This is a genomic window from Nocardia sp. NBC_01327, from assembly GCF_035958815.1.
GTDB lineage: Bacteria > Actinomycetota > Actinomycetes > Mycobacteriales > Mycobacteriaceae > Nocardia.
On sequence record NZ_CP108383.1, the window covers coordinates 5,717,615 to 5,729,969 of the forward strand.

Genomic DNA, 12,355 nt, shown 5'->3' on the forward strand with positions numbered 1-12,355 from the left:
GAGACCGAGGTCTCGGGGCCGAGTCGTGTCGGGGCCGAGTCGTGTCAGGGCCGAGTCGTGTCAGGGCCGAGTCGTGTCAGGGCCGAGTCGTATCAGGGCCGAGTCGTATCAGGGCCGAGTCGTATCAGGGCCGAGTCGTATCAGGGCCGAGTCGTATCAGGGCCGAGTCGTATCAGGGCCGAGTCGTATCAGGGCCGAGTCGTATCAGGGCCGAGTCGTATCAGGGCCAGGCGCCGAGGTCGTGCCAGGGATCGGGCGGCGAGCCGCGTGCCCTGCCCACAGCCGCCCTCATGATTGACGGGTGTGAAACTCTGGCACGGTCGTGCATGATGCCGTGGTGGAGCTGCGCGGCAGGGAATCTGAGGTCGGCACGATCGGCGCACTGCTCGAGGGCGCTCGCGAGGGCGGCAGCGCGGCCCTGGTGCTGCGCGGGGAGCCGGGCATCGGCAAATCAGCACTGCTCGACCACGCGGCCGCGGCGGCGGGATCGCTGCGAGTACTGCGGGGCGCGGGCATCGAGGTCGAGGCCGAATTGCCTTTCGCCGGACTGCAATTGCTCTTGCGCCCCGCTCTGGGAGCGCTCCGGCCGCAGCCCGGCACGGGCGGCCTCGCGCGGCTGCCGGAACCGCAGCGCGCCGCGCTGGAGACGGCGCTCGGATTCAGTACGGGGACCGGCCGGGACCCGATGCTGATCGGACTGGCGGTGCTCTCGCTGCTCGCCGATTACGCGGGCGAGTCCGGCGCGCTCGTACTGATCGACGACGCACACTGGCTGGACCACGCCTCGCGTGATGCGCTGCTGTTCGCCGCGCGCCGGCTGTATGCCGAGGGTCTGGTGATGATCTTCGCCGCCCGTCACGGCGAGGGGACGTTCACCGCGGACGGCCTGCCCGAGCATCGCCTCACCGGCCTGTCGCCCGAGGCGTCGGCCGCACTGCTCGACGGCCGCGACCTCGGACCGGCCGTGCGGTACCGGCTGCTGGCCGAGGCGCACGGAAATCCCCTTGCCCTGCGGGAGTTGCCGATCGCGATGGCCGCCGAGCCGTCTCCGGATCTGCACGCGAACGCCCTGCCACTCACCGATCGACTGCGATTGGCCTTCCACGGCCAGGTCAGCGGCCTGCCCGCGGCGACCCGGGAGCTCCTGCTGATCGTCGCGGCGGAGGAGACCGGCGAACCCGCCGTGGTGCTGCATGCGGCGAAGCTGCTCGGCTTCGATATCGACGATCTGGCTCCGGCCGAAAGCGCGGGCCTGCTCCGGCCGGTCGGCGGTGGTGACAGTGCCGATGCGGCAATCACCTTCCGGCACCCGCTGATTCGCGCGGCGGTGTACGCACGCGCCCCGCTCGGGCGGCGGCTGGCGGTGCATCGCGCCCTCGCCGACGCCCTGCTCGCCCCCGAGCATGTCGACCGGCGCGCCTGGCAGTTGGCCGCGGCGGCGGCCGGACCCGATGCCGAGGTCGCCGAGCTGCTCGAGCGCACCGCGGCCCGTGCCCGTGAGCGCAGCGGATATCAGGCGGCGGCCGCGGCCTACGAGCGGTCCGCCCGGCTCAGTGTGCAGCCCGAGCTCCGGGCGCGCCGCGAGGCGCTGGCCGCCCAATCCGCGCTGGAGGCAGGCGATCTCGAACGCGCCCGCCGCCTGGCCGATCGCGCGGCGGGCCAGACGGACGATAATGCGGTGCGCGCCAAACTGTTCCACGTCCAGGCACTGGCGAGCTTCTGGCAGCGCGACTTCCCGTCCGCACACCGGCTGCTGCTCGAGGGCGCGGATCTGATCGCCGATTCCGATCCGGGCCAGGCCGCGGTGCAACTGGTGCAGGCCGTCCACACCGGGTGGCATCTGGGCGAACCCGCACTGGTCGAGGCACAGCGCCGCCTGCGGAATCTGAACCTCCCGCAGGAGCACCCGCTCATCCCGGTGGCGGCGTTCGTCGCCCGGATACTGGACTCCGGGCCCGGTGCGCCACCGCTGACGCTGACCGACACCCTCGCGGAAATCCGTGTCCGAGGCGAGGTTTCGGATCAGGTGCAGGTCATGCTGGCGGCGGTGGCAATGGCCCGCGGCCAGGATCGCGAGGCCCATATGCTGGCGACCACGCTGATCGCGAAATGCCGGAGCACCGGTGCGGCCGGCAGGCTGCCGACGGTGCTGGGCTTCGCCGCCGACATCGACGGTTTCGCCGGCCGCCTCAGCGCCGCGCTGCCCGCCGCGAGCGAGGCCCTGGAGCTGTCCCGCGATACCGGACAGCAGCACTGGGTCAGCCAGCTCAGCAGTGTGCTCGCCTATCTGCACGCACTGAGCGGGCAGGAGCAGAGCTGCCGGGACCTCGCGGCCGCCGGAATGGCCGGTGACTCCACGGGATTGGGCGCACCCGGCGCACCGTGGGCGCACTGGGCGCTCGGCATGCTCGAACTCGGACTGGGCCGCGCCGAGGCCGCACTGCTGCGCTTCGAGCGCCTGAGCCGGGAGCCGTTCAACCATCAGTTCAGTTCGCTGCGATCCATTCCGGACCTGGTCGAATCGGCGGTGCGGGTGGGAGCGCCCGCACGTGCCGCCGCACCGCTGGCCCGCTTCGAACGCTGGGCCGAATCGGTGCGGCAGCCCTGGACCGACGCCCTCGTCCTGCGCTGCCGCGCCCTGCTCGACGACGCGGGGGCCGAGCGGCTGTACACCGAGGCCCTGGCACTCCACGACATCGACGCCCGTCCTGCCGAATACGCCCGGACCGCACTGCTTTTCGGCGAATGGCTGCGCCGGGAACGACGGAAGGCCCCGGCCCGCACACAGCTCACCGAGGCCCTGGCGATCTTCGAGCGCCTCGGCATGGCGCCCTGGGCCCAGCGGGCCCGCAACGAGTTGACCGCCACCGGCGTGTCCGACGGCGGGGAGCGGCCGCGCGACCGCGCCGTGGCCGGACTGACCCCGCAGGAGTTGCAGATCGTGCGCCTGGCGGCTCAGAGCCTGTCCAACCGCGATATCGCCGCCCAGTTGTTCCTGAGCCACCGCACCGTCGGCTATCACCTCTACAAGGCCTATCCCAAGCTCGGCATCACCTCTCGCGGTGAGCTCAAAGAGCTTGCCGCACAACTGGAATGAGCTGACTCACCGGGACTCACAACACACGGAAGCGGACCGGCCACGCCAGAGCGCGACCTGCGCCATCGAGATGATGCAGCAGGTAGTTTCCGGCGGCCGGAGCCGCGACGGCCCCGGCGGCGAACTGGATTCCCGCGGCGTGCACCAACCCGCCCAGGGACATGACGACCTGATCGCCGGTGCTGCCGGAGGGCAGGTCCAGGGTGTACAGCGGCGGTGTCGACGGCACCTCCCGGGCGGCGGCACCCTCGGCGTAGACGGCCAGCCGATGCCCGGTGATCGGACCCGCCAGCGCATACGTCACCACGAGATCGCGGCCCGCCTCGTACATGGACCGATCCGCGAGCAGCCGATCGAAGGGCGCGGCGTCGTCGGCCGTGCGGCCACGCGCACCGGTCTCCACGAAACCGCGTGTGCGGCGCAGGAATCCGGCATCGATATCGGCGGTGACCGACAGGTCGTACCAGCCCGCGCCCTCCGCGGCGGCATCGCATCCGAGGGTCCAGCTGCGCGCCTGCCCCGCCGGAACGTCGATGTGCCACGGACCGTCGGCGCGGTAGGCATTCGAAACCACGGTGAACCTCGCCGCCTGCGCACCCGTATTGGCGAACGCGAATTCGACTGTGCGAGAGCCGGACACGGCCGCCTTCGCCGCCACCTCGAGCGGCGCGCCGGGCGCGGTCAGATCGCCCGCGAAGCGCCGCTGGAACCCGTCCGCACCATAGACCGTGTAGTCGTATCGCCCGGCCGGAGCGGTGAAATCGCCCGCCACACTGCCACCGGCACAGACATCGAAGCGAGCGGGAGTGAAGTTGTCCACGAAGGCATTCGGGTACACCGCGAACTGCGTGGCCGCCGTGCCACCGTTGTCCATGGTGACGGTGATCGCCCCCGATTGCGCCTGTGCCCGCGCACCGAGCCGGTACGGCAGCGGCACCCGTGCGACGCTGCCACCGTCCTGTGCGGGCAGCTGCTGAACAGCCGGAACAGCTTGCGGTGCACCATGACTCGACTGCGGAGCGGAGGACCGCGCATCGGGCAACACCGGGCCCGCCGCAGTGGAGAAATCGAGCACCGAGGTCAGATCCCCGCTCATCTCACGCCGCCACGCACTGATATTCGGTTCCTCGACCCCGGTCACCCGCTCCAGCAGCCGCACCACCGAGGTGTGATCGAACAGTTCCGAACAGACCTGCCCTTTACTCCACGGCGACACCACCAGCAGCGGAACCCGTGCGCCCAGACCGAGATTCAATCCGTACAGGTATTCGCCGGCGGTGCCGGGCGGCGGCGTCGGTGCGGGAATGTGGTCGAAATAGCCGTCGTTCTCGTCGTAATTGATGATCACGACGGTCCGATCCCACACCGCGCGATTGTCGCTGATCGCCGCGAGCAGATCGCGCACCACCGCCTGACCGTTGCGCGGCCCCCACACCGGATGCTCGGATTGCGCCTCGGGCAGCACGATCCACGACACCTTCGGCAGCCGCCCCGATTCGACATCGGCGCGGAACGCCGTCGCCACCGTCCCGGCGGGTGCGCGCAGCAGTCCGCGCTCCACCAGCGCCCGCTCCTGCTCCGACAGCTCGGCCATGCCCCGCCGCAGCGCCGCATCCATGGCGTCCGCGAGCTGTGGTGCACCCAGCAACTGCTGGTAGTACCCATAGAACGTCCGGAACGGTCCGCCCTTGCCGGTGTCGGTGTACTTCAACGCATTTCGCGCCGCCGCGCGGAAGGTGGCGTAGTACTCGAGAGAGTTGTCGCCGTAGTTGTCCCACTCCTGGTACACCTGCCAGCCGACACCGGCCTGCTGCAGGCGTTCGGCATAGGTCGAGGGGCGCAATCCGGTAATGGCCTCCTCCAGCAATTCCCGGCCGTCGGGAGCCTGCAGCGCCGCGAAGGAGAACAGCGCCGACGGAACCGACAGTCCGATAATGGGTTCCAGCGCCTTCAGCAGCGGCGCGGGTACCCCCGCCGCGCCCTGCAGCGCCGCGGCGATCACATCGACCACCACCCCGATCGGCTGACTCTCGATCCACGGCGTGAGTTCGGGTGTCGCATACAGCGTCTGCTGCAGCATCGAGTCGAGATTCTCCAAGGCGTACGGGTTCTTCACCACGCCGGAAAACAGGTAGTGCCGGTTCGGATCGGTCGGGCCGTTGACCGAGCAGTGGTTGCGATCACACAGCGTGAACGCCGCTGCCAGTTGGTGATAGAACTCCAGCGATCCACGGCCGTACCCGGCCATGGTCCCGGTGCCCTTGGCCTCGATCCAGCCGTCCCAGCGGCCGTCGGCGGCGGCCCGGTGCCCGGTGTCCGCCGTGTGATCACAGCCCGCCAGGTTCTCCAGCTCGGTGCGGAAGGGCAGCACGTAGCCCTCGCCCTGCGGTTGATGGAAGACCGACCGGCCGCTCGGCAATTGCAGCGCATTGAGATCCGAATATCCGCGCACCCCGGCCAGCGTGCCGTAGTAGTGATCGAAGGAACGGTTCTCCTGCATCAGCACGACCACATGCTCGATGCGGTCCAGCCCACCCGCCGGGGCCGCCTCCGCCCAGGCCTCCAGCAAACTCGGGGGCAACAGTGACATCGTCCCGGCCGTCCCGAGGTTCCGCAGAAAACTTCGCCGATCCATAACTCTCCATCCGGCTTCTCACTGACGAACCCACCGTGACCCGAGACGCGACCCTAGCGGCTGCACGGCGTATCCGCATCGAGCTCGGCACGGCACCCGCCCCCGTGTCGGGGCTGCGCGGTACCGTCTGGCGTATGAGCGCCCCCGCCACCGGTCCCCTGCTGCTGCTCGACGGTGCCAGCCTCTGGTTCCGCGCCTTCTACGCGATTCCCGAGAAGATCACCGCACCCGACGGGCAACCGGTGAATGCCGTGCGCGGCTTCACCGATATGGTCGCGGCGCTCGTCAAACAGCACGCCCCCAGCCGCCTCGTGGTCTGCCTGGACCTGGATTGGCGGCCGGCGTTCCGGGTCGACCTGATCCCGTCCTACAAGGCGCAGCGGGTCGCCGACACCGAGCCCGCGGGCGCCGTCGGCCCTGTGGCCGAAGAGGTTCCGGACACGCTGACCCCGCAGGTGGACATGATCATGGAGGTGCTCGCGGCCGCCGGCATCGCCACCGCGGGTGCGGCGGGCCTGGAGGCCGATGATGTGATCGGCACCCTCGCCACGGTGGAACGCGAGACCGACGTGATCGTCGTCAGCGGTGACCGCGATCTGCTGCAGCTGGTCCGCGATTCCCCTGCCCCGCGGGTGCAGGTCTTCTACGTCGGCCGCGGCCTGGCCAAGGCCGAACTCTGGGGCCCGGCCGAAGTCTCCGCGAAATACGGTGTGCCGGAGGCGAATGCGGGCATCGCCTACGCCGATATGGCCACCCTGCGCGGCGATGCCTCCGACGGCCTGCCCGGTGTCGCGGGCATCGGCGACAAATCCGCCGCCCAGCTGATCACCAAATTCGGTTCGATCGAGGCCCTGCGCGCGGCCGCCGCGGATCCCGATTCCGATCTCGCCAAGGGTGTGCGCGCGAAACTCGTTGCGGCGGAGGATTATCTGAAGGCCGCCACCACGGTCGTGCGCGTGGTACGCGATGCCACGGTGGAATTCTCGCGCAATGACGAGCTGGCGCGGGAGCCCGCCGATCCGGAGGACCTGCTGGCGCTGGGCGTCGCCTACAACGCCGAGAGCCCGGTCAAGCGGCTGATCGCCGCACTGGCCAAACGCTGATCACAGTCGAGCGCTGATCACAGCGGCCAGGTCTCCGGCTTACCGCTCAGGTCGGAGATCAGGGCCTGCTTGAAGCGGCCGCCGTCGAGATTCCGCAGCGTGATGTGGGTCGGCCCGGTCGAGACGCCGCCGGTGGCGCAATCGGGAACGCAGACTCGCCGGTACTCGGTGCCGTCGCCCTCGGCCGTATCGGGGCCCCAGGAACTCCAGGTGATGTTCTTGACCCACAGACCGCCGTCCCCGCAGGCCAGCAGCAGATTCGCCGGACGCGTCACGGACTGGGCCGGATAGCTCGCACAGTCGTTGACCACGGGATCGGGCCCCGCGGCGTGCACCACCGCGGGAGCGAGGGCCGCGGCCACCGCCGCGATCACGGTCACGCTCCAAGACGCCTTACGCACAGCAGTTTTCATCACGCCCCCAACTCCCAGCCACTTTCAAGATCACCGGCCACTCTACTCCGGCAACCGGCCCGCATCACCCCCGAAAATGCCGCAGGCCCGCGGTGATCGTGAGATCACCCCGGGCCCAGCGGTTGTCGTGCTATCGGTCAGCTCGGGCGGCCGACCTCATAGGTGCCATCGGACTTGGTGACCTTGATGGTGACCTTCTTGGCTTCGCCGCCGACCTTGAGCGAGCAGTCGAAGGTCTTGTCGACCTCGACCTTCTGGCCGGACGGGCAGCTCACATCCTGGACATCATCGATGCCGTAGGAATCCTTGAGCACCTTCTGGACACCGGTCGCCACGGCCGAATTGTCCAGCTGATCCTTGGCGGTCAGCACCAGCACACCGGTGATGACGGCGCCGAGCACCACCACCACGGCGACCACGATGCCGATGATCAGGCCGGTCTTCTTCTTTTTGGGCGGTTGCGGCTGCGGCCACTGCTGGCCCGGCTGCTGCTGATCCCAGCCCGGCTGGCCGGGCTGACCCGGCTGGCCCTGCTGCGGCCACTGCGGCTGGCTACCCGCCCACGGCTGCTGACCGGTCTGCGGCGGCTGCTGCCCCCACTCCTGGCCGGTCACCGGCGGCTGACCCGGCTGCCCGGGCTGCGCCCACTGCGGCTGACTCTGCCCCCACTGCTGACCGGGTTGCGGCTGCTGCGGCTGCCCCTGTGCCCACGGCTCCTGCCCGGGCTGCGGCTGCGGCGGCTGGCTCTGCGCCCACGGCTGCTGCGGTTGCTGCTGGTCTCCCCAATTCGTGGTCGGCTGCGCAGGCTGCTGACCACCCCAGTTCGGTCCGGCGCCGCCGGGCGCGGGCTGGCCGCCTCCCCAGTGCTGCGTCGGATCGTTGCGTCCCTCCCCAGTGCCTGGGGCGTCGTTCGGTCCGTACGGGCCGCTCATTTGCTTGCCTCCACTCGCAATCCGATGTACACACGCTAGCCCCCCGAGCAGGAACACGCTCGTGAGCCCGCCGCGGTCGGTACGTCTTAGAGAATCAAAGCACAGTCCAATTGGCTACGCCGCGTCCACCGCGACGACACCCCGCCGAATTGCCTTGACCGCCTTGGACGCGGTGGCCGCGACCTCCACGTCATCGGCGGTGTTGTGGATCTGATCCAGCATGTCGATGATCTGCCGGCACCAGCGCACGAAATCGCCCGCGGAGAGCGGGTTTCCGCGATCCCCGCTGGTGAGCAGGGCGTCGGCGAGGTCGTCACCGCGCGCCCAGGAATGGATGCCGTTGACAAAACCGAGGTCCGGCTCCCGGGTCGGCGGCAGCCGATGCCGGGATTCGTCGGACCGCAATTGCGTCCACACCCCGATGGTCGCGTCGACCGCCCGGCGAATGGGCGCGGTCGGACCCGAAGCGCCGAGATAGCCGCCCTCCTGGCGGGATTCGAACACCAGGATCGATACCACCGACGCCAATTCGGCCGGACCTAGACCGCGCCACAGACCCTCACGCAGGCATTCGGCCACCACCAGATCGGCTTCGGCGTAGATGCGCGCCAGTCGCCGCCCGTCCGCGGTCACCTCACCGTCCTCGACATAACCGCGTTCGCCCAGCAGTCCGAGAATGCGATCGAAGGTGCGCGCCAGCGAGTTCGTCGTCGAGGCCACTTCCTTCCGCATGGACTCGGTTTCGCGCTCGGTGCGGTTGTAGCGTTCGCCCAGGCGCGCCAGCTGCTCGCGATCCGGGCGCTCGTGTGCCGGATGGTTGCGCAGGGCCCGCCGAAGCGCCTGCAGCTCATGGTCGTCGGCGGCCTTGGACTTCTTGCCGCCGCGCTTGCCGCCGGGCACCACGATGCCGGTGCTGCGCAGCGCCGAGGCCAGATCCCGGCGCACCCGGGAGGTCCGGTGATCGACGTGCCGCGGCAGGCGCAGATGCCCCAGCGATTGCGCGGGGGTCGGGAAATCGGCGGCCGAGACCCGGCCCGCCCACTTGTCCTCGGTGAGCACCAGCGGGCGCGGATCCCCCGGCGTCTGATCCGGTTCCAGCACCACGGCAAGTCCCTGGCGACGTCCCGCCGGAATCGCCACCACATCCCCGCGCCGCAGCCCGGCCAGTGCGGAGACGGCGGCGGAGCGGCGATCGGTGCGACCCTGGTTCTCGATGGCCCGTTCCCGGCCCCGAATGCGTTCGCGCAGTTGGAAGTACTCGAGGAAATCGTCATCGCCGAGCTGTGAGCGCAGCTTGCTCAGCTGTGCCTCATTGCGTTCGATGCCGCGCACCAGGCCCACGACCGACCGGTCGGCCTGGAACTGCGCGAAGGACCGCTCCAGCAGTCGCCGTGCGTCCTCCGCGCCCATCCGGTCCACCAGATTGATGGACATGTTGTAGCCGGGCCGGAACGAACTCTTGAGCGGATAGGTACGCGTGGAAGCCAATCCGGCCACCGCACTGGTGTCGAGTTCGGGATTCCACATGACCACCGCATGGCCCTCGACATCGATGCCACGCCGGCCCGCACGACCGGTGAGCTGCGTGTACTCCCCCGGTGTCAGTTCCGCATGGGTCTCGCCGTTGAACTTCACCAACCGTTCCAGCACCACGGTGCGCGCGGGCATATTGATGCCCAGAGCCAGTGTCTCCGTGGCGAATACGGCACGCACGAGGCCGCGTACGAACAGCTCCTCGACCGTATGCCGGAAGGCCGGCAGCATGCCCGCGTGATGCGCCGCGAAACCGCGGTGCAGGCCCTCGCGCCACTCCCAGTAGCCCAGCACCTCGAGATCGCCGCGCGGCAGCTCACCGGTGTGCTTCTCGATGATCGCGTCGACCTCGGCGCGATCGTCGTCCCGGGTGAGATCCAGCCGCGAGCGCACACACTGCTGCAGCGCACCGTCACAGCCCGCGCGGCTGAAGATGAAGGTGATGGCCGGCAGCAGCCGCTCCTCGTCGAGGCGGGCGATCACCTCCGGCCGCGGCACCGGGCGGAAGAACCGCCGCGGCCCGCCGCGCCCGCGCCCGGGCACCCCGAAGTGCTCCTGGCGGTCGGCGGCCTCGCGCTGCTTGATGAAGCGCACCAGATCCTCGTCGACCAGCACCTTCTTATCGCTGGACTTGGCATCGAACAGATCGAACATGCGGCGCCCGACCAGCACGTGCTGCGAGAGCGGCACCGGCCGGGTCTCGTCCACGATGACCGCGGTATCGCCGCGCACCGTCTCCATCCACGCGCCGAATTCCTCGGCATTGCTGACCGTCGCCGACAGGCACGCCAGCCGCACCTCGGGCGGCAGGTGCAGGATGACCTCCTCCCACACCGCACCGCGGAACCGGTCCGCCAGGTAGTGCACCTCGTCCATCACCACATACGAAAGCCCCTGTAGCGCATCGGAACTCGCGTAGATCATATTCCGCAGCACCTCGGTGGTCATGACCACGACGGAGGCGTGCGGATTGATGGACTGGTCACCGGTGAGCAAGCCGACCGTCTCGCGCCCGTAGCGGGCCGTCAGATCGGCGAACTTCTGGTTCGACAGCGCCTTGATGGGCGTCGTATAGAAGCATTTGCCGCCCGAGGCCAGCGCCAGGTGGACGGCGAATTCCCCCACCACGGTTTTGCCGGCGCCGGTGGGCGCGCAGACGAGCACACTGTGCCCGCCCGCGAGCGCCTCACACGAGGTCAGCTGGAACGGATCCAGCTCGAATTTCAGCTCGGCGGCGAATGCCGCCAGTTCGCCAGTAAGCGACCTTGATGTCACCGTCAGAGGGTATCGGAGTAATCCGACAGGCTGCCCGTTGTTTTCTCCGGCGCGGCCGCGGGAACCGGCTGCGGAGTCTCCACGGGTGTCACGCCGTGGTCGAAGTTGTCCTTGTCACCGAGCGGCGAGGCCTCGTCGTCGGCGAGATTGCTCCAGTTCTCGGCATTGCGGGCCTTGCGCTTGTCATTGATGCGGGCGATCTGCACGGCCATCTCGAACAGCACGGTCAGCGCCAGCGCCAGCGCCAGCATGGAGAACGGGTCCTGCGGGGTGACGATCGCGGCGAAGACGAACAGGCCGAAGATCAGCCCGCGCCGCCACTTGGTCAGCCGCTCGTAGGTGAGCACACCGAGGAAGTTCAGCCCCACGATGAGCAGCGGCGTCTCGAAGCTCACACCGAACACCACGAGCAATTTGATGATGAACCCGAAGTACAGCGAACCGCTCAGCGCGGTGATCTGAGTGCCGTCACCGATGGTCAGCAGGAAGCTCAGGGCATGGGCGACAACGATATACGCGAGCACCGCACCGGTGACGAACAGCGCCGCTCCGGCGGTGACGAAGGTGATCGCATACCTGCGCTCCTTCGAGTACAGGCCGGGCGTGACGAACGCCCACAGCTGGTACAGCCACACCGGGCAGGCCAGCACGACACCCGCGGTCGCACCGACCTTCAGGCGCAGCATGAACTGCTCGAAGGGCGCGGTGGCCAGCAACCGGCAGGCCCCGTCGGGGCTGAGATTGGCGCGGCGATCCGCCGGAAGGGCGCAGTACGGCCCGGTCAGCACATGCCCGAGACTCTCGATCCCGAAGATGGTGTGCGAATACCAGTAGAAACCGAACAGCGTGGTGACCGAGATGGCGGCCAGCGCGATGAGCAACCGATACCGGAGCTCCGCCAGATGATCCACGAGCGACATGGTGCCGTCGGGATTGGTGCGGCGGCGGCTGCGCCTGGGGTCGAACGGAATACGCATGTGTGTGTGACTGCCTCGCTGCGAGTGAACGCCCCGGACCCGGACAACGCCTGACCCGGGATGAGCATCAGCTCACCCCGGCATCGAATGGTGTCAGACCTGCGGCTTCTCGACGTTCACGGGCTGCGGTGCGACAACCGGCTGCGCCTGTACGGGTGCAGCCGCGGGGAGCTGCTGCTGCGGGGCGGCGGGCGCCTCGGGAGCGGCCTCGCCCGTCTTGGCCTCGTTCTGCATCTGGCTGACTTCGCTCTTGAAGATCCGCATCGACCGGCCGAGGCTACGAGCCGCGTCGGGCATGCGCTTCGAGCCGAAGAACAGCAAGAAAATCAGCGCGACGATCACCAAGTGCCACGGGCTGATGGCGCCTGTCATTTCCTACCTCCAAAGACT

8 protein-coding genes are annotated in these 12,355 nt (G+C 69.0%); 2 read left to right on the forward strand and 6 right to left on the reverse strand.

Annotation, left to right across the window (positions count from 1 at the left end):
• Window positions 1–322: 322 nt before the first annotated feature.
• Window positions 323–3,097, forward strand: a complete 2,775-nt coding sequence (locus tag OG326_RS26455; protein WP_327139821.1) for a helix-turn-helix transcriptional regulator — start codon at window positions 323–325, stop codon at window positions 3,095–3,097.
• A 16-nt stretch (window positions 3,098–3,113) separates the two neighbouring features.
• Here OG326_RS26455 and OG326_RS26460 read toward each other — a convergent pair whose 3' ends face one another.
• Complete coding sequence (locus OG326_RS26460; RefSeq protein ID WP_442790829.1) at window positions 3,114–5,687, reverse strand: alkaline phosphatase family protein; 2,574 nt, start codon at window positions 5,685–5,687, stop codon at window positions 3,114–3,116.
• Between the two features lie 179 nt (window positions 5,688–5,866).
• Between OG326_RS26460 and OG326_RS26465 the strand changes: the two genes are divergently transcribed.
• On the forward strand, window positions 5,867–6,835 hold the full coding sequence (locus tag OG326_RS26465; protein ID WP_327139823.1) for a 5'-3' exonuclease: 969 nt from the start codon (window positions 5,867–5,869) through the stop codon (window positions 6,833–6,835).
• Window positions 6,836–6,852: 17 nt separating this feature from the next.
• Here OG326_RS26465 and OG326_RS26470 read toward each other — a convergent pair whose 3' ends face one another.
• The 5 genes from OG326_RS26470 to tatA all read right to left on the reverse strand — a co-directional run bounded on the left by OG326_RS26470 (window position 6,853) and on the right by tatA (window position 12,337).
• Window positions 6,853–7,215, reverse strand: coding sequence for a hypothetical protein (locus OG326_RS26470; RefSeq protein WP_327139824.1), 363 nt, complete (start codon window positions 7,213–7,215; stop codon window positions 6,853–6,855).
• Window positions 7,216–7,385: 170 nt separating this feature from the next.
• The gene (locus OG326_RS26475; protein ID WP_327139825.1) at window positions 7,386–8,180 is read right to left on the reverse strand and encodes a DUF4333 domain-containing protein; all 795 of its coding nucleotides are present in this window, start codon (window positions 8,178–8,180) and stop codon (window positions 7,386–7,388) included.
• Between the two features lie 114 nt (window positions 8,181–8,294).
• Window positions 8,295–10,988: a DEAD/DEAH box helicase gene (locus OG326_RS26480; protein WP_327139826.1), complete on the reverse strand. Its 2,694-nt coding sequence runs from the start codon at window positions 10,986–10,988 to the stop codon at window positions 8,295–8,297.
• Window positions 10,989–10,990: 2 nt separating this feature from the next.
• Window positions 10,991–11,965 (reverse strand): twin-arginine translocase subunit TatC, encoded by a 975-nt coding sequence (gene tatC, locus OG326_RS26485; RefSeq protein ID WP_327139827.1) that lies wholly within the window; start codon window positions 11,963–11,965, stop codon window positions 10,991–10,993.
• A 93-nt stretch (window positions 11,966–12,058) separates the two neighbouring features.
• Window positions 12,059–12,337, reverse strand: coding sequence for a Sec-independent protein translocase subunit TatA (tatA, locus tag OG326_RS26490; RefSeq protein WP_327139828.1), 279 nt, complete (start codon window positions 12,335–12,337; stop codon window positions 12,059–12,061).
• Window positions 12,338–12,355: the final 18 nt, after the last annotated feature.

Coding starts and splice junctions, on each gene's coding strand:
- OG326_RS26460 (WP_442790829.1), bottom strand. CDS start 5,687: ATGTCACTGTTGCCCCCGAGTTTGCTGGAGGCCTGGGCGGAGGCGGCC.
- tatA (WP_327139828.1), bottom strand. CDS start 12,337: ATGACAGGCGCCATCAGCCCGTGGCACTTGGTGATCGTCGCGCTGATT.
- tatC (WP_327139827.1), bottom strand. CDS start 11,965: ATGCGTATTCCGTTCGACCCCAGGCGCAGCCGCCGCCGCACCAATCCC.
- OG326_RS26465 (WP_327139823.1), top strand. CDS start 5,867: ATGAGCGCCCCCGCCACCGGTCCCCTGCTGCTGCTCGACGGTGCCAGC.
- OG326_RS26475 (WP_327139825.1), bottom strand. CDS start 8,180: ATGAGCGGCCCGTACGGACCGAACGACGCCCCAGGCACTGGGGAGGGA.